19 protein-coding genes are annotated in these 22869 nt (G+C 62.9%); 8 read left to right on the top strand and 11 right to left on the bottom strand.

What is annotated here, in order from left to right; genetic code table 11:
• Positions 1–317 precede the first annotated feature (317 nt).
• The 5 genes from YUO_RS0136385 (at position 318) to YUO_RS0136405 (ending at position 8065) form a co-directional block, all read left to right on the top strand.
• Complete coding sequence (locus tag YUO_RS0136385) at positions 318–1151, top strand: LssY C-terminal domain-containing protein (protein ID WP_028351553.1); 834 nt, start codon at positions 318–320, stop codon at positions 1149–1151.
• A 160-nt stretch (positions 1152–1311) separates the two neighbouring features.
• Positions 1312–2496 (top strand): pyridoxal-phosphate-dependent aminotransferase family protein, encoded by a 1185-nt coding sequence (locus YUO_RS0136390; RefSeq protein ID WP_028351554.1) that lies wholly within the window; start codon positions 1312–1314, stop codon positions 2494–2496.
• Positions 2497–2728: 232 nt separating this feature from the next.
• Complete coding sequence (locus tag YUO_RS0136395) at positions 2729–3799, top strand: ABC transporter ATP-binding protein (protein WP_235782949.1); 1071 nt, start codon at positions 2729–2731, stop codon at positions 3797–3799.
• A 267-nt stretch (positions 3800–4066) separates the two neighbouring features.
• The gene (locus YUO_RS0136400) at positions 4067–5779 is read left to right on the top strand and encodes an ABC transporter permease (RefSeq protein ID WP_028351556.1); all 1713 of its coding nucleotides are present in this window, start codon (positions 4067–4069) and stop codon (positions 5777–5779) included.
• 168 nt (positions 5780–5947) lie between these two features.
• On the top strand, positions 5948–8065 hold the full coding sequence (locus YUO_RS0136405) for a S9 family peptidase (RefSeq protein WP_028351557.1): 2118 nt from the start codon (positions 5948–5950) through the stop codon (positions 8063–8065).
• A 123-nt stretch (positions 8066–8188) separates the two neighbouring features.
• On the opposite strand, the gene YUO_RS0136410 is transcribed toward YUO_RS0136405, so the two are convergent.
• The 6 genes from YUO_RS0136410 to YUO_RS0136435 all read right to left on the bottom strand — a co-directional run bounded on the left by YUO_RS0136410 (position 8189) and on the right by YUO_RS0136435 (position 14641).
• Entirely contained in the window at positions 8189–8908 is a 720-nt protein-coding gene (locus YUO_RS0136410; protein ID WP_028351558.1) for a ribonuclease activity regulator RraA, read from the bottom strand.
• A gap of 134 nt (positions 8909–9042) precedes the next feature.
• Positions 9043–10134, bottom strand: a complete 1092-nt coding sequence (locus YUO_RS0136415; protein WP_028351559.1) for an SMP-30/gluconolactonase/LRE family protein — start codon at positions 10132–10134, stop codon at positions 9043–9045.
• Positions 10135–10254: 120 nt separating this feature from the next.
• On the bottom strand, positions 10255–11991 hold the full coding sequence (gene araD / locus YUO_RS0136420; RefSeq protein ID WP_028351560.1) for an L-arabinonate dehydratase: 1737 nt from the start codon (positions 11989–11991) through the stop codon (positions 10255–10257).
• Complete coding sequence (locus YUO_RS0136425) at positions 11988–12851, bottom strand: ABC transporter permease (protein WP_028351561.1); 864 nt, start codon at positions 12849–12851, stop codon at positions 11988–11990. The genes araD and YUO_RS0136425 overlap by 4 nt, the downstream gene beginning before the upstream one ends.
• 12 nt (positions 12852–12863) lie before the next feature.
• Complete coding sequence (locus YUO_RS0136430) at positions 12864–13628, bottom strand: ABC transporter ATP-binding protein (protein WP_028351562.1); 765 nt, start codon at positions 13626–13628, stop codon at positions 12864–12866.
• A gap of 5 nt (positions 13629–13633) precedes the next feature.
• Positions 13634–14641 (bottom strand): ABC transporter substrate-binding protein, encoded by a 1008-nt coding sequence (locus tag YUO_RS0136435; RefSeq protein WP_051379849.1) that lies wholly within the window; start codon positions 14639–14641, stop codon positions 13634–13636.
• Positions 14642–14750: 109 nt separating this feature from the next.
• On the opposite strand from YUO_RS0136435, the gene YUO_RS0136440 reads away from it, so the two are divergent.
• The 3 genes from YUO_RS0136440 to YUO_RS0136450 all read left to right on the top strand — a co-directional run bounded on the left by YUO_RS0136440 (position 14751) and on the right by YUO_RS0136450 (position 19662).
• Complete coding sequence (locus tag YUO_RS0136440; protein ID WP_035728455.1) at positions 14751–15470, top strand: GntR family transcriptional regulator; 720 nt, start codon at positions 14751–14753, stop codon at positions 15468–15470.
• 193 nt (positions 15471–15663) lie between these two features.
• A complete protein-coding gene (locus YUO_RS43105; RefSeq protein ID WP_035728459.1) occupies positions 15664–16101 on the top strand; it encodes a response regulator transcription factor in 438 nt (145 codons plus the stop codon).
• A 57-nt stretch (positions 16102–16158) separates the two neighbouring features.
• Positions 16159–19662 carry a PAS domain S-box protein gene (locus YUO_RS0136450; protein WP_028351565.1) on the top strand — a complete coding sequence of 1168 codons (3504 nt, stop codon included), beginning with the start codon at positions 16159–16161 and terminating at the stop codon, positions 19660–19662.
• Between the two features lie 78 nt (positions 19663–19740).
• Here YUO_RS0136450 and YUO_RS0136455 read toward each other — a convergent pair whose 3' ends face one another.
• From YUO_RS0136455 to YUO_RS0136475, 5 genes are all read right to left on the bottom strand, one after another.
• On the bottom strand, positions 19741–20382 hold the full coding sequence (locus tag YUO_RS0136455; RefSeq protein ID WP_028351566.1) for a response regulator transcription factor: 642 nt from the start codon (positions 20380–20382) through the stop codon (positions 19741–19743).
• 275 nt (positions 20383–20657) lie between these two features.
• Entirely contained in the window at positions 20658–20981 is a 324-nt protein-coding gene (locus YUO_RS0136460; RefSeq protein WP_028351567.1) for a hypothetical protein, read from the bottom strand.
• A gap of 3 nt (positions 20982–20984) precedes the next feature.
• Positions 20985–21857: a CheR family methyltransferase gene (locus YUO_RS0136465; RefSeq protein ID WP_028351568.1), complete on the bottom strand. Its 873-nt coding sequence runs from the start codon at positions 21855–21857 to the stop codon at positions 20985–20987.
• A 41-nt stretch (positions 21858–21898) separates the two neighbouring features.
• The gene (locus YUO_RS0136470) at positions 21899–22276 is read right to left on the bottom strand and encodes a response regulator (RefSeq protein ID WP_028351569.1); all 378 of its coding nucleotides are present in this window, start codon (positions 22274–22276) and stop codon (positions 21899–21901) included.
• Between the two features lie 28 nt (positions 22277–22304).
• Positions 22305–22778, bottom strand: a complete 474-nt coding sequence (locus YUO_RS0136475) for a chemotaxis protein CheW (RefSeq protein ID WP_028351570.1) — start codon at positions 22776–22778, stop codon at positions 22305–22307.
• Positions 22779–22869: the final 91 nt, after the last annotated feature.

A 22869-nucleotide genomic window follows, 5' to 3' on the forward strand; every position in this document is an offset into this window, starting at 1 on the left:
CAACTGCATCACCATGCTGCCGCTCAGGCTGGCCGAACTCGTCAGCCAGTTCCTGTTCACCCGTCGATCCATCGCCACCATCGACAAGCCCCCACCCATCAATCCCAGCATTCGCAAACCTCCAACCTCCCCAAACCAGATGGAGTTCTGCTATGGCTGATCTTCCCCGGACAGCCCTGCGCTTGCGGGGAGAGGTCGGATCGCTCTTCGCGATCCGGGTGAGGGGGTACAGGTCTATCAAATTGTCGAACTCGCGGAGAGAGCCCCTCACCCCAACCCTCTCCCCGTAAGAACGGGGAGAGGGAGTCTCGACGACGATGCCCGATCAACGCATCGAAAAGCGAATGCGGCAACGACGCAGCGGCTGGCGGCGGGCGATGTTGCTCGCACTCGTCATCCTCGGCGGTTACGGCCTGCTCGCTTATCTGGTGCTGCCGGGCTTCTGGACTCACTACGAGCATCAGCGCGGACTGACCAGCATGCCGATGGTGACGCGCACCGCGCAGGGCATTCCCGGCGATCCCATGAATGTCGGGCTGATCGGAGACCAGCGCGATGTGGTCTGCGCCATGCATGCTGCGGGCTGGTATCCGGCCGACCGGATTACGCTGAAATCCTCGATCGAGATCATCGGCAGCGTGCTGCTCGATCGCCCCTACAAGGAGGCGCCGGTGAGCAACCTTTACTACCTCGGTCGCCGCGAGGATCTTGCCTATGAAAAACCGATCGGCGCCAGCGCCGACCGCCGCAACCATGTGCGCTATTGGAAGGTGCTGGAGAGCGGCGAGGAAAAGCGACCGGTCTGGCTGGGAGCTGCGACGGAGGATCGCGGCGTCGGCGTCAGCCGATACACCGCCGCCGTCACGCACCACATCTCGCCCGATCTCGACGCCGAGCGCGCGCTGCTTGCGACTGACCTGGAAAATGCCGGCATGGTGGACGCGAAATACCAAGTCACCGGCATCGGTCCCACGATCGCAGGGCGGAACGGCGGCGGCGACGCCTATTACACCGACGGCGAAATCTGGGTGCTGCGGCTGGTCGAGGCCTGCCGAAAGCGCGAGGGACCTGCGCTGACGATCCCGAGCCCGCCGGCGACCGAGCTCAAGGATCAAATCTGGCGCGCGATCGCGAATGCTGTGGGGAAATGACCTGCGATGATTGTGGAGAGCGGAGCAATGAGAGCAATCAACTCTTTTTGCGCCTCTGGATTGCTTCGCTGCGCTCGCAATGACGGCTGCGATCCAATATTATGCCGACCTTCGACCGATACCGCTCCCCTGACGTTCTACAATTAAGGAAAACCAAAAAATGACCGTTCGTGCGGGCCGGGAATTTCTGGCCATCCCGGGACCTACCACCATGCCCGACGAAGTGCTGCAAGCGATGCATCGCCCGGCGCTCGACATCTATTCCGACCAGATGGTGCAGCTGACCGAAAGCCTGCTCGCCGATCTCTCAAAGCTGTTCGCCACCAAAGGCAAATCCTACATCTACATCGCCAACGGCCATGGCGCGTGGGAAGCGACGCTGTCCAACGTGTTGTCGCGTGGCGACAAGCTGCTGGTCCTGGAAAGCGGACGGTTTGCGATCGGCTGGGGCCAGGCGGCGGCTGCAATGGGCGCCGAGGTCGAGGTGCTCAGGGGCGACTGGCGCCGCGCGATCCGCGCGAGCGAGGTCGAGGCGCGGCTGCGGCAAGACAAGGACCACACCATCAAGGCCATCGTCGCCGTGCAGGTCGATACTGCGTCCGGCGCCTATAACGATATCGAGGCGATCGGCAAGGCGATCAAATCGACCGGGCATCCCGCGCTGTTCATGGTCGACACCGTGGCTTCGCTCGGCTGCATGCCGTTCGAGATGGACGCTTGGGGTATCGACGTCGCGATGTCCGGCTCGCAGAAGGGCCTGATGACGCCGCCCGGCTTAGGTTTTGTCGCCGCCAACGACCGCGCCCGCGAGGTGCATAAAAATGCCAACCTGCGCACGCCCTATTGGGACTGGACCGAGCGCGAGGGCAGCGAGCATTACCGCAAATATGCCGGCACTGCCCCGGTGCATCTATTGTTCGCGCTGCGCAAGGCGATCGATATGCTGCAGACGGAAGGGCTGGAGAACGCGTTCCAGCGCCATCGTTTGCTCGCCGAGGCGGTGCGCCGCGCGGTCGCGGTCTGGAGCGAGGGCCAGGTTATTGGCTTCAACATCGCGGAGGCCAATGAGCGCTCAAACACGGTGACGACGGTGACCATGAACGGCTACGATCCGGCCGCGCTGCAGCGCTACTGCAAGGAGAAATGCGGCGTGGTGCTCGGCACCGGCATCGGCGATTTGTCCGGCCAGGCGTTCCGCATCGCCCATATGGGCCACGTAAATGCGCCGATGATCCTGGGCACGCTCGGCGTCGTCGAGGTCGGCCTCAACGCGCTCGGCATTCCCCATGGCAAGGGCGGAACCGAGGCCGCGATCGAGTATCTCGGAGAAAACGTCGAGGCGTAGAGCCTGTTGCCCCCGCGAACGCAGGGACCCATAACCACGACTGTTTGTTGTGAGAAGAAGCCGTCTCACGTAGTGCCATTTCCGCGGGCCGCGGCGTATGGGTCCCTGCGAACGCATGCGTTCGCAGGGACGACAACATCCTTTCCCAACTCAACTCTCTTTTCGAACCCGCATTCGTGCGTATACTGGCATACCAAGCCGGGCGCTGATCCGTGCAAGAACAAGAGTGGGAGTGAGGCGATTGGCGTCCGTTGATTTACGCGGCCTGACCAAGCGATTTGGCTCACTTGCGGTGGTCGATAACGTCTCGCTGAAAATCGATCACGGACAACTGGTCTGCCTGCTGGGGCCGTCGGGCTGCGGCAAGACCACCACGCTGCGGCTGATCGCGGGCTTTCTGGAACCTTCCGACGGCGAGATCCATGTCGGCGAGCGGCTGGTGTCGTCACGCGCGCGCACGCTGCCGCCCGAACAGCGCAACATGTCGATGATCTTTCAGAGCTACGCGCTGTGGCCGCATATGACGGTGACCGAAAACATCGTCTACGGCCTGCGCCTGCGCAAGCTCGACCGCGACACCATCGCGAAGAAGCTGGCGGCGATCCTGGTCACGGCAAAACTCGAGGCACTGGCGCAGCGCTATCCCGGCGAGCTCTCCGGCGGGCAGCAGCAGCGCGTGGCACTGGCGCGCGCGCTGATCGTCGAGCCCGAGACGCTGCTGCTCGACGAGCCACTCTCAAATCTCGACGCGAATTTGCGCGAGGAGATGCGGTTCGAAATCCGCCGCCTGCACGACGAATATCGCTACACCACCGTCTACGTCACCCACGACCAGTCCGAGGCCATGACCACGGCCGACCTGATCGCGGTCATGAACGGCGGCCGGATCGACCAGCTCGGCACGCCCGAAGACATCTACGCACGGCCGGAGTCCGAATTCGTCGCCCGCTTCATCGGCGCCAGCAATGTCATCAAGGGCACCGCGCGCGACGCCAACCATGTTGCCTTCGCGGGCGCGACGCTGAAGGTGGCCGGCGCACCGCTCACGGCAGGCCAGGACGCCGTTGTCGCGATCCGCCAGCACGATATCGGGCTTTCGACGCAGGCGCCCGCATCACCAGAGAATGCGATCAAAGCGGTCGTCACGCGGCAGGTCTATCTTGGCGCGGTGCGCGACTACATGGTCGAGGTGGCCGACGGCACCAGTTTGCGCGCCATCACGCCGACCGAAACCAGCGTACAAAAGGGCAGCGAGGTCTGGCTGACGCTGCCGCCCGAACGCTGCCGGGCGCTGAGCCGATAGCCACGAAACGAGACGGGAGGACGCGATGAGGAAACGAAAGCTTTCAAGACGCAACATGCGCCGCTGCTCAGGGTTTAGACCCTCATGGTGATGAGGCGCCAACGGGTCCGCGCGAAGCGCGGCCCGATGACAGGCTCCGCGCCGTCTCCGGACGATGCTTCGCATCGCTGGGAGAACCATGAGGCCACCATCGCGCCATTTCATCCTTCGAGACGCGGCGAAGACGCCGCTCCTCAGGATGAGGGAGATAGCTGACTCGCGGATCAAATGACCACCATCGCCACCGACGCCCCAAAATCTCGCATCGACCTCACCCGCCCCATCCTGTGGCTGTTCGCGGCCTTCATGATTGTGCTGATCGTGCTGCCGCTGTCGTGGCTGATGGTTTTCGCTTTCACCGACAAGGCGCGACATCCGACGCTGCAGAATTTCGTCACGCTATTCACCGACCCCGCTTTCCTCGATCCATTGCTGACGACGGCGATCATCGCCACCACTTCCGCGGTGGCCTGCTGCCTTGTCGCCGCCCCGATCGGCTGGCTAGTGTCGCGCACCGACATGCCGGGACGGCAGATCATCCGCGCGCTGGTGACGGCTTCCTTCGTGACACCGCCGTTTCTGGGCGCGGTTGCCTGGGAATTGCTGGCGGCGCCCAACAGCGGCATGCTGAATCAGCTCTATCGTTACCTCACCGGTGCCGAAGATCCCTTGTTCGACATCTATTCGCTGACCGGGCTGATCTTTGTGATCTCCTGCTACACCTTCCCCTTTGTGTTCGTGCTGGTCGCCAATGCGCTCGACAACATGCCGGGCGAGCTGGAAGATGCTTCCGCCATTCTCGGCGGCAAGGCCTGGACCACGGCGCGGCGCGTCACGATTCCCCTGGCGCTGCCGGCGCTGGTCGCCGGCGCGCTGATCGCTTTCCTGCAGGCGATGACGCTGTTCGGATCGCCCGCGATCCTGGCGCTGCCGGCCGGCTTCCATACCATGACGACGAAGATCTGGAGCCTGTTCCAGTATCCGCCAAAGCTCGAACTAGCTGCTGCCGCCGCCGTGCCGCTATTGCTGCTGACGATCCTGCTGCTGCAGGGCCAGAAATTTCTGCTCGGCCGCCGCGGCTACTCCGTGCTCGGCGGCAAATACGGCCCGCCGCGGCCGATCGAAATGGGGCCATGGCGCTGGGCCGCGCTGGCGTTCTGCCTCCTCGTGCTGCTTAACCCGGTGTTCCTGCCCTATTTCGCGCTGCTCAACGCGGCGTTCTCGCCGAACGCGACCACGCTGGTGACGCCGTCGACGGCGACGCTGCACAACGTCGTCTTCGTGTTCACCGAATTGTCGTCGACCCAGCTTGCCCTGAAGAACACGGTGATCCTGGGTGCATCGACGGCGACGATCGGCACGGTTCTCGCGCTCGTGGCCGCCTATGTCACGACCCGCCGCGTGATCGCGAGCCATCGCATGCTCGGCTTTCTCGCGACCGCCCCGGTGGCCGTGCCCGGCATCGTGCTCGGTGTTGGACTATTCTTGAGCTACACGCGGCCGCCCTTCGTGCTCTATGGCACGCTGTGGATCCTGCTGCTGGCGTTTCTCACCATCAATTTGCCGTCGGCCTATCAGCAATTGCAGGCGGCGTTCGCGACCATTCATCCCGAACTGGAGGACGCCAGCCGCATTCTCGGCGCGAGCCGGCTGCAATCGCTGCGGCAGATCACGGCACCCTTGTTGCGCACCGGCGTGATCGCGACCTGGTGCTTCATCTTCATCGGCGTGATGCGGGAATTGTCCGCGGCGATCGTGCTGTTCACCTCGCAGACCAAGGTGCTGTCGGTTTTGATCTACGACCTAAACGAAAGCGGCGACCTCGCCGCGATCTCGGTGCTTGGCATCGCGATGCTGGTGATCACCTTTGCGGTGGTGCTCGCGGTGAACCGGATCCCGATGTTCGGCGGCGGCGCCGGGGCGAAGTTGCGGAATAGTTAGCAACCGGACCCGTAGGGTGGGCAAAGGCGCTCTGGCGCCGTGCCCACCATCAAGCATCCCGCACGGAATGGTGGGCACGCTTCGCTTTGCCCACCCTACGGATCGCATCTGGTAATCCGGCCGTTCGCCCCGATATAAGGCACAATCATTGAGCCATACGAGGACCGCGTGACACAAGCCGCCGCCAAAAAGCCCGCCCTCTCGCCGCCGGTCGCCCCGCGCCGGCCGCATACTTTTACTACGCACGGCACCACCGTGCAGGACGACTATGCCTGGCTGAAGGACCCGAAATGGCAGGAAGTGCTGCGCGACCCCTCGATCCTCGACCCGGACATCCGCAAATATCTGGAAGCCGAGAACGATTACACCGAGAGCCTGCTCGGCCACACCGCCGTCCTGCAGAAGAAACTGGTCGCGGAAATGCGCGGACGGATCAAGGAGGACGATTCCAGCGTGCCGTCGCCGGACGGCCCGTTCGCCTATTTGAGAAAATTCCGCGAGGGCGGGCAGCATGAAATGTTCGGCCGCACGCAGCGTGATGGCGGCGCGGTAAGAATCGTGCTCGACGGCGATGCCCTCGCCAAGGACCATGAATATTTCAAGTTCGGCGGCGCGCGGCATTCACCTGATCACAGGCTGCACGCGTGGAGTGCCGATACCAACGGCTCGGAATATTTCTCGATCCGCGTGCGCGACTGGGAGACGGGGATCGACCGCGACGATCTCGTCGAGGAGACCGATGGCGGCATCGTCTGGAGCAAGGATTGCCAAAGCTTCTTCTATGTCAAACTCAACGACAACCATCGCCCGATGCAGGTGTGGCGGCACCGGATGGACACCAGGCAAGCCGACGATACGCTGATCTATGAAGAAAAGGATTCCGGCTGGTTCACCCATCTGCACGAGAGCTCTTCGGGGCGATTCTGCGTGATCGCCGGCGGCGATCATGAGACCTCGGAACAGCGGCTGATCGATCTCGCCAATCCCGAAGCGCCGCCGCGGCTGGTGGCGGAACGCGAAGAAGGCGTACAGTATTCGATCGCCGACCGCGGCGATGAATTGTTCATTCTAACCAATGCGGATGACGCGATCGACTTCAAGGTCGTCACCGCGCCGCTCGCCTCGCCCGAACGCGCCAACTGGCGCGATTTGATTCCGCATCGCGCCGGCATCTATGTGCTCGACGTCGAACTCTATGCTGGCCACATGGTGCGGCTGGAGCGCGCCAATGCGCTGCCCGCGATCATTATCCGCGATCTCGGTAACGGCGAGGAACATGCCATCGCCTTTGACGAGGCGGCGTATTCGCTGGACACCATGGGCAGCTACGAGTTCGAGACCACCAATCTGCGGTTTTCCTATTCGTCAATGACGACGCCGTCGGAAGTCTATGACTACGACATGGCGAAGCGAACGCGCGTCTTGCGCAAGCGGCAGGAGATACCGTCCGGGCATGACCCGGCCGACTATGTCACCACGCGGATCATGGCGACGTCGCATGACGGCGCGTTAGTGCCGGTCTCGATCCTGCACCGCAAGGACCTCGTGCGCGACGGCAGCGCGCCGCTATTGCTCTACGGCTACGGCTCCTACGGCATGGCGATGCCGGCGTCGTTCTCAACCAACCGGCTGTCGCTGGTCGATCGCGGCTTTGTCTATGCGATCGCGCATATCCGCGGCGGCGCGGACAAAGGCTGGGGCTGGTATCTCGACGGCAAGCGCGAGAAGAAGACGAACTCGTTCGATGATTTCGCTGCCGCCGGGCGCGCCTTGATCGAGGCAAAGTACACCAGCGCCAAGCGCATCGTCGGCCATGGCGGCAGCGCCGGCGGCATGCTGATGGGAGCCAGCGCCAACCGGGCCGGCGAATTGTTCGCCGGCATAGTCGCCGAAGTGCCGTTCGTCGACGTCCTCAACACCATGCTCGACGACACGCTGCCGCTGACGCCGCCGGAATGGCCGGAATGGGGCAACCCGATCGAGAGCGAAAAGGATTTTCGCACCATCTTGTCGTACTCGCCCTACGATAATATCGCGGCGAAGGAATATCCCGCTGTGCTCGCGATGGGCGGCCTTACCGATCCGCGCGTCACCTATTGGGAGCCGGCGAAATGGATCGCGCGGTTGCGCGCGACCATGACCGGTGGCGGTCCGGTGCTGCTGCGCACCAACATGGGCGCCGGCCACGGCGGCGCGTCGGGCCGGTTCAACCGGCTCGATGAAGTCGCGATCGCCTATGCGTTTGCGCTATGGGCGGTGGGGCTGGCGGAGAAGGCGGAGGTGTGAGGCGCTCGTGTCCCGGACGCGGTGCAGCGTGCAACGCTGCATCGCAGGGCCGGGACCCACCAACGCATAAGCCCCGGCTCTGCAGCGCACCGCTTTGCGCTGCGCTGCGTCCGGGGCACGCAGTTAACGCCCATTCTTCTTTCGCCACTCCGCGAAATCAGTCAGCGTCTGCGGATCGGTCGCCGGATAGAGCCCGAAAATGCCGCGGCCGTTCTGGACCTGCTCGGTGACGAAATCCTCGAACGCCGTCATCTCGACCGCCTCGTCGGCGATTTCGTCGACCAGATGCGCGGGGATTACGATCACGCCGTCGGCATCGCCGAGGATGACATCGCCCGGAAACACCGGCGCGTCACCGCAACCGATCGGCACGTTGATCTCGATCGCCTGATGCAGCGTGAGATTGGTCGGCGCGCTCGGGCGGTGGTGATAGGCGGGGAAGCCGAGCTTTGCGATCTCAGCCGAATCCCGAAAGCCGCCATCGGTGATGACGCCGGCGCAGCCGCGCTGCATCAGCCGCGTCACCAGGATGGCGCCGGCGGACGCGGCGCGGGCGTCCTTGCGACTGTCCATCACCAGCACCGCGCCCGGCGGGCAATCCTCGATCGCCTTGCGCTGCGGGTGGGAGCGGTCGCGGAACACGTCGATCTTGTTGAGGTCCTCGCGCGCCGGCATGTAGCGCAGCGTGAAGGCCTCGCCGACCAGCACCGGCTGATTGGGGCCTAAGGGGTGCACATCCTGGATCATTTGGATGCGGAAGCCGCGCTTGAACAGCGCGGTGGCGACGGTGGCCGTGGAGACGGTTTTGAGTTTATTGCGGGTGGCGTCGCTCAGTTTTGTCATTGTGTTCTCGCTTTCTGGGTCGTCATTCCGGAGCGCTCGCCTCAGCAAGCGAATCCGGAATCTCGAGATTCCCCGATGCGCAATTGCGCATCTGAGGTCTGGTCCTTCGGACCATCCCGGAATGACAACATCAATCACACCGCCCCGTGCGCTTCCACATACAGCGCATAGACCGAGTGGCAGCTCGTCATGTAGAGGCGGTTGTTCTTCGGGCCGCCGAAGGTGAGATTGGCGCAGCGTTCCGGCAGGCGGATGTGGGCTAGCGGCTTGCCGGCCGGGCTGAACACCATCACGCCGTCGAGATCCTCTGGCTTGCCCTTGAGCTGATACACCCGGCGGCCGCCAACCTCCGTCGGCTCGGGCTGCAGCGCGCCGTTGGAGCCCCAGCCGCACCACAAATTGCCGTCGCGGTCGACGCGGAAACCGTCGAGCGCGCCCTGATCCGCGGCGTCGATCAGCTTGGTCTTGTTGCCCACCGTGCCGTCCTCGTTGACGTCAAAGCTCCAGACGCTGCGGTTTGGCGTGCCCTTCCATTCCACGACGTAGAGCTTTTTCTCATCCGGCGAGAACGCTAGGCCATTGGGATTGACGATGTCGGTGATCACGGCGGTGAGCTTGCCGTCCTTGGTCAGGCGATAGACGTTGGTAGTCGCCTGCTCGGGCTTTTCCTTTTTGCCTTCCCACTCGCCGTTGATGCCGAACAAGGGATCGGTGAACCAGATGGTGTCGTCGGATTTCACCACGACGTCGTTCGGCGCGTTGAGCCGCTTGCCCTCGAACTTGTCGGCCAGCACGGTGATCTTGCCGTCCTTCTCGGTGCGGGTGACGCGACGGGTGACCGAATGCTCGCAGGTGACGAGGCGGCCCTGACGATCGCGGGCGTTGCCGTTGGCGTAATTGGCATTGGCGCGGAAGACCGAGGTCTGGTTGGTCTTCTCGTCGAACTTCATGATGCGGTTGTTGGGGATATCGGAGAACAGGAGATAGCCACCCTCAGGAAAATACGCCGGCCCTTCGGCCCAGCGCATGCCGGTCGCGACCTGCTCAATGGTCGAGGAATAGATCCGGTACTTTGCAAAACTCGGATCGAGGATTTGCACCGCCGGATCGGGATAGCGCTGGTTCGGCGTGAACGGGAACGATTGCGCGAGGGCGGTGCGCGCGAGCAGCGTCGTGGCGGCAGCGGCGCCGGCGCCTTCGAGCAAGTTACGTCGAGTGATGTTCATTGGTTGTCCTCCCCTGTGATGCTTTTTGTTTGGTGTCATTCCGGGGCGATGCGTCAGCATCGAACCCGGAATCTCGAGGTTCCGGGTCTGGTCCTTCGGACCATCCCGGAACGACGGTGGCTAATAAATCGGCGGCTCCTCGACCGGAGCCCCAAATCCGGTCTCCAGAAAATCAAAATCGCAGCCTTCATTGGCCTGCTTGATGTGGCGGGTGAACATCCAGCCATAGCCGCGCTCGTAACGTGGCTGCGGCGCCTTCCACTCGGCGCGGCGCATTGCGAGCTCCGCCTCCGGCACATCGAGATTGATGGTACGGGCGTTGACGTCGAGCGTGATCTTGTCGCCGGTTCGCACCAGCGCCAGCGGCCCGCCGATATAGGATTCCGGCGAGACGTGCAGGATGCAGGCGCCGTAGCTGGTGCCGCTCATGCGCGCATCCGACAGCCGAACCATGTCGCGCACGCCCTGCTTCACCAGCTTGGTCGGGATCGGCAGCATGCCCCATTCCGGCATGCCCGGCCCTCCTTGCGGACCCGCATTGCGCAGGATCAGCACGTGATCCGCCGTGACGTCGAGATTGGGATCGTCGATCGCCTTCTTCAGCGAAGGGTAATCGTCGAACACCAGCGCGGGCCCGGTGTGCTTGAGGAAGCGCGGCTCGCAGGCACTCGGCTTGATCACGCAACCATCGGGCGCGAGATTGCCCTTGAGCACCGCAAGCGCGCCCTCCTTGTAGATCGGATTCTCGACGGTGCGGATAACGTCGTCATTATAGACTTCGGCACGCGCGATGTTTTCGCCGAGCGTCTCGCCGGTGGCCGTCATGACGTCGAGATGCAGATGCTGCTTGATGCGGCTCATCAGGCCCGGCAAGCCGCCGGCGTAGAAGAAATCTTCCATCAGATATTTGTCGCCGCTCGGCCGCACGTTGGCGATCACAGGCACCTTGCGGCTGGCTTTTTCGAAATCGTCGAGCCCGATGTCCTGGCCGGCGCGGCGAGCCTGCGCGATCAGATGGATGATCGCATTGGTCGAGCAGCCCATCGCCATCGCGACCGTGATCGCGTTCTCGAAGGCCCTTCGGGTCTGGATCTTGTCCGGCGTCAGGTCCTCCCACACCATCTCGACGATGCGGCGGCCGCATTCGGAGGCCATGCGGATGTGGCCGGCATCGGCGGCGGGAATCGAGGACGCGCCCGGCAGCGTCATGCCGATCGATTCCGCAATCGCCGTCATGGTCGACGCCGTGCCCATCGTCATGCAGGTGCCGTAGCTGCGGGCGATGCCGGCCTCGACGTCGACCCAGTCCTTGTCGGAGATTTTTCCGGCACGGCGCTCGTCCCAGTATTTCCAGGCGTCCGAGCCCGAACCCAGCGTCTTGCCCTTCCAGTTACCGCGCAGCATCGGCCCGGCCGGCAGATAGATCGTCGGCAGGTTCATGCTGGTGGCACCGAGCAGGAGGCCGGGCGTGGTCTTGTCGCAGCCACCCATAAGCAACACGCCATCGACCGGATGGCCGCGGAGCAGTTCCTCGGCATCCATCGCCAGCATGTTGCGGTAGAGCATGGTGGTCGGCTTCAGGAACGATTCCGACAACGACAGCGCCGGCAGTTCCATCGGGAAACCGCCCGCCATCAAGATGCCGCGCTTGACGTCGTCGACGCGGCTCTTGAAATGCATGTGGCAGGGCTGCGCATCCGACCAGGTGTTGAGGATCGCAATCACTGGCCGGCCGTTCCATTCCTCCGGCGCGTAGCCCATCTGCATGGCGCGCGAGCGGTGGCCGAAGGCGCGGAGATCATCAGGCGCGAACCAGCGCGCGCTGCGGAGATCAGCAGGGTTCTTCTTGTTGCTCATGACTGCGTCCCCCATTTCTGGACGGTGTTGCGCTCGATCGTGCGGAAGATCAGGTTCTCCACGATCAGGCCAATGACGATCACGGTCAACAGGCCGGCGAACACGGCGGGGATATCCAGCAAGTTGCGGTTCTCGAAGATGAACCAGCCGAGGCCGCCCTGCCCCGACGACACGCCGAACACCAGTTCGGCGGCGATCAGCGTACGCCAGGCAAACGCCCAGCCGATCTTCAGGCCCGTCAGGATCGAGGCGAAGGCTGCGGGAATCAGGATGCGGAATACGTAGGGCAAACCGCGCAGGCCGTAATTACGGCCGACCATGCGCAGCGTGTTCGAGACGCTCTTGAAGCCGGAATGGGTGTTGAGCGCGACCGGCCACAGCACCGAGTGGATCAGCACGAAGACGAGGCTGCCGTTACCGAGACCGAACCAGATCAGCGCCAGCGGTAACAGCGCGATTGCCGGCAACGGATTGAACATCGCCGTGATGGTTTCGAGGAAATCCGTGCCGATCCGGGTTGAGATCGCGAGAATCGTGAAAATGGCGGCGAGCGCAATGCCGGCGGCATAGCCCATGAACAGCACCTTCAGCGACGCCCAGGCGCGCAAGGGAATGGTGCCGTCGCGCACCTTGTCGAACATGGTGACGATGGTGTCGTGGAAGGTCGGGAACAGCAGCGGATTGTTCAGGATGGTGCCGTAGGTCTCCCAGGCCGCGGCGAGGAAGATGATGATCACGGCTTTGCGCACAAAGCCGTCGTTCCACAACAGCTCCAGCACCGTCAGCTTGCGCTCGACCTCGGCCGGCACCGCCGCCGTCAGTTCGGCGGCATCGCGCAACAGAATCCTGGCCTCACCCATCGCGCGCTCCCTTTAGTGTGCCGTGACAGCGTCGGCGAACAAGAGATCATGGATCTGCTTTTCCAGCCGCGCTGCGCTGCCGTCTTCGCCGGAAACCTTGTCGACGTCGATCACCTCGGCCTTGACCCGGCCGGGATGCGGCGACAGCAGCAGGATGCGGTTGCCGATCTTGATCGCCTCCGCGATCGAATGGGTGACGAACAGGACGGTGAATTTGGTTTCTGCCCAGAGCTGCAGCAGTTCGTCCTGGCAGGTTCGCCGCGTCAGCGCATCGAGGGCTGCGAACGGCTCGTCCATCAAAAGAATATCCGGCTCCATCGCCATGCCGCGCGCGATCGCGACGCGCTGCTTCATGCCGCCGGATAGCGTGTGCGGGTAGGCATCGACGACGCGGGTGAGGCTGACTTTTTCGATGTAGGCCCGCGCCCGCATCTCCGCTTCCTTGCGCGGCAGTTTCCGCGTCATCAGCAGCGGAAACATCACGTTTTCGAGCACCGTCTTCCACGGCAAGAGCTGGTCGAACTCCTGGAAGATCATCATGCGGTCGGCTCCGGGCTCGGATATTTCCCGGCCCGAGATCCGCATCTTGCCTTCGCTCGGTTTCATATAGCCGCCGACCGCCTTCAACAGGGTCGACTTGCCGCAACCGGAGGGGCCGAGCAGCACGAAGCGATCGGAACGATCGACCGTGAAGCTGACCCGCTCGGTCGCGGTCACGACCGCGCTCGAGGTCTTGTAGCGCAGTGTTACGTCACTGACGTCGAGAAGCGCTGCCATGTCGATCAATTGCCCTTCAGGTCGTGCGCGACCGGCAGGTAATAATCGGTCCACGCCTTGGGCATGGTCTTCAGCGTGCCGACCTTGTGCAGATGGGTGGCGAACTTCATGGTGCCCTGCGGCTGCAGGTTCCATTCCATCATGCCGGGCTCCTTCAGCCATGCCAGCAAATCCTCGACGCTAGTCTTGTCGCCGGTGACTTCCTTGTAGATCTCAACCGCGGCCTTGGTGTCGCCGCGGATCAAATCCTGCGCTTCCTTGGTGGCGTCGCGCACGGCCTGCACGATCTTCGGATTGGCGTCGGCGAATTTGGTCGTGGTGAAGAACTGCGCCTGGCTGAGCGGCCCGCCCATCACGTCGGGCGACGACAACACCACATGCGCGCCGGGCACATTCTTCAGTTCGAGGAAGGTGAACGGCGGGATCGCAAAATGATTGCGGACCTCGTGCTGGGCATTGGTCATCGCCACATAGGCGTCGGGATGGCCGAGCTGCACCGTGCTGGCATCGAGCTTCGACCACTGGTCGGCGCCGAAGGTCTCACTTGCTGCGATCTGCAGCACGATCGCCTGCGTCGAGACCTTCACCGTCGGCACGGCGATCTTGTCGTTCGGACCAAAATCCTTGATCGACTTGATGTTCGGATCGCGGCTGATCAGCGTCATCGGCTGCGCCGAGGTGGCGACGATGCCCTTGACGCCGCCGCGGGTGCGGTCCCACAGCAATAAGAGATTGCCGGTCCCGGTGTTGAGGATATCGACGCTGCCTGCCAATAGCGCGTCGGTCTGTGCGCCGCCGCCGCTTAAGTTGATCCACTTGGTGGTGACGCCAGACACGCCGAGGGAAGCTGCGTGCTTCTCGATCAGCTTGTGTTTTTCCATGATGTGCGAGGGCATGTAGAAAATGCCCGGCTGCCGCGACAGCGAAATCTCCGTCTTCTGCTGGGCTGCTGCCTGAGAGCCCGGCAGCACCATGGCAAGTGCCACGACGGCGCCCGCGCAGGCGCTCCACATTCTGTTTCTCATGTGCATCTCCTCCGGCGTTTCATTGACGCTTCGATGGAAATGCACTAATGTATTAGTGCATTTGAAGCAAGCGCCTTCTATAAGGCCGGTTCGTTCGATGGCTGCATCCCAGATCGTTTCCCGCCGGACCGTGCCGCGCTCCGCCAATCGGCTCGATCGCGATCGTCAGGCCGCGCCGCAGGTGTTCGAGCGCCTGCGCGGCATGATCATTTCGCTGGAGCTGCCGCCGGGATCGCCGCTATCGCGCGCTGCGCTGGCCGGACAGTTCGGAGTGAGTTCGACACCGATCCGCGATGCGCTGATGCGGCTCGAGGAGGAAGGGCTGGTCGACGTCTTTCCGCAATATGCCACGGTGGTCAGCCGGGTCGACGTGCGGCTGGCGCAGCAGGCGCATTTCCTGCGGCAGGCGGTCGAGCTAGAAATTGTCCGCATGCTGGCAATGCGCCATGACGAAGCCTTCACGGCCGAGCTCCATGCGACCATCGTCCGCCAACAGCATTTCGTGAAAGCCGGCGACTTCGAAAAATTCATGGCCGCCGACAACGAGTTCCATGCCCAGCTCTACGCCGCCACCGACAAGCAGGACATCTGGTCGCTGGTGCGCAGCCGCAGCGGACATATCGACAGGCTGCGCCGGCTGCATCTGCCCTCCCCCGGCAAGGCGCAGGATATCCTGCGGCATCACAAGCTGATTGCAAAAGCGATCGAGGCCGGCCAACCCGAAGAGGCGCAGAAGCACCTGCGTACCCATTTGTCGGGAACACTGAGCGAGCTCGACCAAATCCGCTCGCGCTATCCGGAATATCTGAGCAACTGACTGCTACGACATCTCCGCGGGGTTCCGGATCTGTCTGCCCGGCAGCATGCGGACACCGGCATTTTGCACCGGCTTTTTTGACCGCCCAACCGGAACGTGCCTACCGCTGGAGCAGTTGCGGCAATACGAGGATTCGGCAAAACTTGCAGCCTGCCGCGACTTGATTCCAGCGGGGCCCGGAGAACCTCTTAATTTGGCGAAGATACTCGTCGTGGATGACGATGTGGCGGTACAGGTGACCATCCGTCTGCTGCTGGAGCGCGCCGGGCATAATGTGGTCACCGCCGGTGACGGGCGACAGGGCTTGGCATTGTGCCAGAGCGGAGATTTCGATTTGCTGTTCCTCGACATTTTTATGCCTGGAATGGACGGATTTGAAACCATGCGGATGGTTCGCCAGCAGCGGCCGCACATGCCGATCATCGTCATTTCCGGCCGGCCGATCTCGCCCGAACCGGACTCGGCGCCCGACTCCCTGACCATGGCGACCAAGCTCGGGGCGATTTCCAGTCTGCGGAAGCCGTTCCGGCCGGCCGAGCTTCTGGCTGCCGTCACAGGCTGCCTGGAAGCCGCCGAACGTGGCTCGCCGCCACGCCCCGCCGTGTTGCGTCCTTCCCGTAATGCGCCATAGCATCCGATTCGTCCGGTGGATTGCTGGATTGGAGCGGGAGGGCGAGCGAACACCGACATGACGCTCACAACCAGGCTAGCCATCGCGATGATTGCGTTGGTCGCGATCGCGGTTACCGCGGTCGGATGGCTGAGCTATCACAACCTGGAACAGGCGCTCCTGCAGCGTGCGCGCGACCGCATCGAGACGCATTCACGGCAGCTCGCGACCGATCTAGAATATTATGCGGCGAGCGCGACCGGAGATGTTGCGGGCTTTCGTTCGGCGGTGGCGCTGCACGGGCTGGTCCGTGCCCGCCAGGCGGGCGGCATTGATCCGGTCGATGGCGTCTCCGAAAAGATCTGGCGCGACCGGATAGCGTCACGTTTCGCGGCGGAACTCGAAGCCAAGCCGACATACGCGATGTTTCGGATTATCGGCCTCGACGACGACGGCCGCGAGCTGGTCCGCGTCGACCGCAATGGACCGAACGGCACGGTTCGGATCGTCCCTGAAGCGGGCCTGCAGAAGCGAGGCGATCGCGGCTATTTCCAGGAAACGATCCGGCTGGGTCATAAACAGCTCTACGTCTCGCCGCTCGATCTCGGCCGCTTCAACGGCCTGATCGAAGAGGTGCACCGGCCGACAATCCGCGTCGCGACGCCGATTTTCACGACCGACGACAAACCGTTCGGCATCTTCATGATCAATGTCGACATGCGGCGCGCGTTCGACCGTATCAGAGCATCGGCGTGGCCGGGCGAGACGATCTACGTCGTCAACCGGCAGGGCGACTATCTCATTCACCCCGACCGGTCGCGCGAATTCGGCCTGTTGCTCGGCAAACCCAACGACTGGAAAGCTGACTTCCCGCATCTGGCGTCGCAGGCCGGAGCAAAGCAAGGCAGCGCCGAAATCGTTGCGGACCAAGCTGGGCGGTCCAACGGGATCGCGTTTGCTCCCGCCGTCCTGGCCGGTTCCGAATGGGTTGGGGTCATCGAAACTACCCCCAACGCCGTGATCATGGCGCCGGCTGCGAGCATCCGAAATACCTCGCTTCTGGTCGGGGCGATCGCGGTGTTGTGCGCAGCAGTGCTGGCGCTGCTGATCGCGAGGTCGCTGGCCCGGCCGATCGTCCGGCTGACCGAAGCCGTTCAAGGCGTGGCCAAAGGGAAGGCGGCCATCCCGGTCGATGCGCGCGGCGAGACCGGCGTGCTCGCGCGGGCGTTCGCGTACGCGATCGAGGAGATCAATGTAAAAACCGCAGCGCTCCAACAGGAGGTCGAGGAGCATCGCCGCACCATAGCTGCGCGCGATCATCACGCCGAACGGGAACGGCTGTTCAGCGCAGCGGTCGAATCCTCCAGTGACGCCATCGTCACGACGTCGCTCGATGGCACGATCACCGGCTGGAATTCGGCCGCGGAGCGGCTGTACGGGTACGCGGCTGCGGAAACTGTGGGCAAGAACATCACGCTTCTCGTTCCGATGGACCGGCTACCCGAGGTGCATGACACGTTGCGCCGGATCGGCTCGGGCGAAAGCATCGAGCAACATGAAACCGTCCGCCTGAAAAAGGATGGCGGCCGGATCGAAGTCTCGCTCAGCGTATCGCCGATCAAGGCCCCCTCAGGCGCGACCATCGGCATCTCGAAGGTGGCACGCGACATCACCGAGACCAACAAGACCAGGCAGGTGCTGCGGCAACAGACCGAAGAGCTTCGCCGCATCTTCGAGACCTCGCAGGATCTGATCATGGTGATGGATTCCCGAGGATTCCTGGTTCAGATCAGCCCGAGCTGCGAGGCCATATTGGGTTATCGGCCAGAAGAAATGATCGGCCGCAGCGGCGAGGATTTTATCCACCCCGACCACCTCGAGACCTCGCGTCAGGAAATGCGGGCAGCACGGCGCGGGCAGCGCCCGAAGATGTCCGATACCCGCTGCATTCACAAGGACGGACGAGAGGTGTGGTTGTCATGGCTCGGGACATGGTCCGAGCCGGTCAAGCGCTTCTTCTTCGTCGGCCGCGATATGACCGAGGGCCGGTTGGCGCAAGAGACGTTGCGCGAAAGCGAACAGCTCGCGCGCGGCATTATCGACACCGCGCTCGATGCCTTCGTGCAGATGGACGATCAGGGCATCGTCACCGACTGGAACTCGCAGGCGGAGAAGATATTCGGCTGGCCGCGCGCGGAAGCGATCGGCACCAAGCTGAGCGAGCTGATCATTCCCGACGTCCATCGCGCCGCCCACAAGGCCGGCCTGGAGCGGTTTCTGCGCACCGGCGAGGCCGCCATCCTCGACCGCCGCTTCGAAATCGAGGCGATGCGGCGAGACGAAAAGGAAATCAAGGTCGAGCTCAGCGTTACCGCGCTTCGGCGGCGCAATGGATTCGTGTTCAACGGCTTCATGCGCGACCTCACCGACCAGATCGCGGCCGAGGACAGGATCCGGCAGGCCGAGAAGATGGAGGCGATGGGACAGCTCACCGGCGGCATCGCGCACGACTTCAACAATATCCTGACGGTGATCACCGGAACGATCGAAATTCTGGCCGATGCCGTCAAGGGCGACCCGCAGCTTGCCGCCATCACGCGAATGATCGACGAGGCGGCCTCACGCGGCGCCGACCTCACCCAGCACCTGCTCGCCTTCGCGCGCAAGCAGCCGCTGGAGCCGAAGGTAACCGACGTCAACACGCTGATTATCGACACGGCGAAACTGCTGCAGCGGACGCTCGGCGAGCATGTCGAGATCGAATCCGTGTTCGACGACGAAACGTGCCCTGCGATCGTCGATCCCAATCAACTCGCCACCGCGATCCTCAATCTGGCGCTAAATGCCCGCGACGCGATGCCCAATGGCGGCAAGCTCATCATCGAAACCGGCTTCGTCATGCTCGACGACAATTATGCGAGGATGCACAGCGACGTCCGGCCCGGACGCTACGCCATGATTGCGGTGAGCGATACCGGAACCGGCATTCCGGCCGCGATGCTCGACAAGGTGTTCAATCCGTTCTTCACCTCGAAGGGACCTGGCAAAGGTACCGGCCTCGGTCTGAGCATGGTGTACGGCTTCATCAAACAATCGGCCGGCCACATCATGATCTACAGCGAAGAAGGCCATGGCACGACGATCAAGATGTATCTGCCGCCGGCCACGGGCGCATTGCCGGCCGCCGAGGCTACGCTGGCGCCCGCTGTCGAGGGCGGCCATGAAACAATTCTGGTGGTGGAGGACGACAAGCTGGTGCGCGACTATGTGCTGGCGCAACTGCATTCACTCGGTTACGTCACGCTGGATGCGGCGAACGCCACTGAAGCCCTCGCGTTGGTCCATACCGGCCGTCCGTTTGATCTGCTGTTCACCGACGTGATCATGCCCGGCATGAACGGCCGCCAGCTCGCCGACGAGATAGCGAAGGCCAGGCCCGGACTAAGGGTACTGTTCACCTCGGGCTATACCGAGAATGCCATCATTCATCACGGGCGACTCGACGAAGGCGTATTGCTGCTCGCCAAGCCCTATCGGAAATCGGATATGGCGATCATGATCCGCAAAGCGCTCACCGATTGATGGCAACGGCGGCGCTGCATCCAGCGCAAGGCCGCGCCGGAGCCGGCCTGCCTGCGATCAGTCTCGATCAGCCTTGGATTAGATTTGGCCCTGTCGCTGGGTGGTCATCACGATGCGAACCAGGTCGGCGGCATTCCGCGCGCCGAGTTTCTTCATGATATTGGCGCGGTGGTCCTCAATCGTGCGCGGGCTGATCCCGAGATGTCGCCCCGCTTCCTTGTTCGAAGCGCCGGCGGTGAACTGCTCCAGCACCTCGCGTTCCCGTCGCGTGAGCGGTTCCCGTCCCGGAAAATGCAGGGTCGCGATGCGCGATGACGTACTTTGCGCCTGCCGGCGAGCATAGGCCTCGACCGCCTCATCGAGTCTTGCCACGATTTCGCTGCCGCGAAACGGCTTTTCGATGAAGTCCAGCGCGCCGTTTTTGATGGCGCTGACCGCCATGGCGATATCGCCCTGCCCCGAGACCATGAAGATCGGTGCAGGGTAATCCTCACCATGAAGCTCTTTCAGAATATCGAGGCCGGATTTGCCGGGGATATGCACGTCGAGCAGGATGCAGGCTGGCGTCCGCGTTCGTGCAACAGCCAGCAGCGCGGCGCCGTCGGCGAAACAGATGACCTGATAGCCGGCTGCCGACAGCACCATCGAAAGCGTGTCGCGAACGGCTGGATCGTCATCGACTACGAAAATTTCCCCGCGGGAGGGGGCTTTTTCAGCCATGTTCCATCGTCCATGCGTGGTTGATGTGACGCACACTCGGATAACGGTATTCACTTCATACCGGACCGTATTTGTACGGGACCACGGCTTAGCGCACAAGTAGCAACGCACATCTATAAGAATAGCCTGCGACTAATTGAACAAATGATTGCCGGGGAAGTTTCGTCCGGCGCTCCCGAGAGTTCCATCAACGTCATCGCGCTTGACGACGTATCTCCCCGCTACACAACGGCCGCGGCCGCGATGCATGCCTGGCCCCCGCAGCACCATCCGCTTCAGCTCATCGCCTCTTCGGATTTTGACGACGCGCCTGACTTTTTCTTGCTGTGCTTGCCTCTCAGGAAGCGGATGTCCATTTCCGTGCCGTTGACACGAACGAGCTCGCACCGGCGATAGGCGAGGCCGGTCGACGACAGCAGCAGGAAGAACTCCTTGAGATTGAGGCCTTGAATGGAGCCTTCCACAGTCAGTTCGGCGTCGGTGTCCGAGATCGCGTTGAGCTGGCAGTCCCTGCGCCAGGTCCCGTCGATCGCCATGATGCAGACATCATAGCCGCGGCTGAACGTAACTCGCTCCGTGCCCTTGCCGCCCTCTGTCATCGCTCACCGTCCTGCCATTACCGCGATTTTTGGCATTGCCGCTGCGCCCTGCAGAGATGCGGCACGCGCACCGCTCGGCCGATAGAGGCCGCGCTTGTCCGGGAACGGCTTGAAGACATCGGTCAGGCCGACGACCGTTTCCGCCGCCCCCAGCACCAGGAAGCCATCGCCTTCCATTGCCTTGGCGAGGCGGCCAAAGATATTGATCTTGGTATCCTGATCGAAATAGATCAGGACGTTCCGGCAGAAGATGACGTCGAAGGTGCCGAGCTGGGAGAAATCATGCAGCAGATTGAGCTGGCGATGCTGCACCATGCCGCGCAGCTCCGGGCTGATCTGCCACAGTTCGCCGTTCTGCTTGAAATATTTGACGAGAAGCTGAATCGGAAGGCCGCGCTGGACCTCGAACTGGCTGTAGACGCCCGACTTCGATTTTTCGAGCACTTCCTGCGACAGGTCGGTCGCGATGATCTCGATCCGCCAGCCGGCAAGCGCCGCGCCCATCTCCTTCAGCGACATCGCAAGCGAATACGGCTCCTGGCCGGTCGAGCCGGCGGCACACCATATCCTGATGCTCTTGCGGCCGGCGCGGGCCTTCAGCAGCTCCGGCACGATCGTATCGCGGAAGTGTTCGAACGGCACCTTGTCGCGAAAGAAGAAGGTCTCGTTGGTGGTCATGGCCTCGACCACCTGGGCGATGATCGATGCCGATCCGCCCTTCATTTTCTGCACGAGTTCGCCGATGCCCGACACACCGCATTTGCGCGACAGCGGAAGCAGGCGGCTTTCGATCAGGTATTGCTTGTCTGCGGACAGGTCGAGACCGGAATGATCCTTCAGGAGCTTACGCAGATATTCATAGTCTGGCGGGGTCACGGGAGCCTCTCAAGGACAAGCGATAAGATTTAGATCGGGCTCTATTCCGGGAGCGCGACCAAGCCGACTTCCTGGAATTTTGCCGCGACGATGTCCTTGTCGAAAGGCTTCATGATGTATTCATTGGCGCCGGCATGCAGCGCGCGGGAAATATGATCCATGCCGTTCTCGGTGGTGCAGAACACCACTTTGGGCGCGTCACCGCCGGGCAGGCGGCGCAGATGGCCGAGGAATTCGTAACCGTCCATGACCGGCATGTTCCAGTCGAGCAGAACTGCCGTGGGCATGGCACTCTTGCAGGCTTCAAGCGCCTGCTCGCCGTCCTCGGCTTCAGTAATTTGGAAGTCCAGCTCTTCCAGGATGCGGCGCGCGATCTTTCGCACGATGCTGGAGTCATCGACAACAAGACAGGTTTTCATTATTGGCCTCCTTGCTTGGCGAGCAGTGCTACGCCGCGAGGGCTTGTTTCGGCGCGAGTTCGAGAACGCGATCGACGTCGAGGACGACCATGAGCTGGCCGTCGAGGCGGTGCACGCCGCCGGCGAATTTCGCCATGCGGGGGTCGAGGTTGACGGGGTTCTCCTCGCGGCTCGCATCGGGCAGCCGCAGCACCTCGCCGATCTGGTCGATCAGAAGGCCGTAGGACTCGCCGCGGAGGTCGACGCCGACCGCCATCGGCGGCTTGCCGTCGTCGTTCTTCGGCAGGCCGAGCCGGGCGCGCATGTCGACCACGGTGACGATGCGGCCGCGCAGATTGAGCACGCCGGCGATCTCGGCGGAGGACAGCGGCACCCGCGTCAGCCGTTCCGGCATGAACACGTCCTGCACCCGCGAGATCGGCAGGCCGAACAATTGCCCGCCGATCACGGCGGTGACGTATTCGGCCACGGTGCCCTCGATGGTCTCGGTCTTGGTTGTCATGGTCTAACTTCCTTAATGCCCCGGCCAGGCTTGCTTAGGCCGCGCGCCGGGTCTCGGCGGTCTGTTCCTTCAGCGCCGCGATCAGGCCGGG

The sequence above is a fragment of the Bradyrhizobium murdochi genome (genome assembly GCF_000472965.1).
Lineage (GTDB): Bacteria > Pseudomonadota > Alphaproteobacteria > Rhizobiales > Xanthobacteraceae > Bradyrhizobium > Bradyrhizobium murdochi.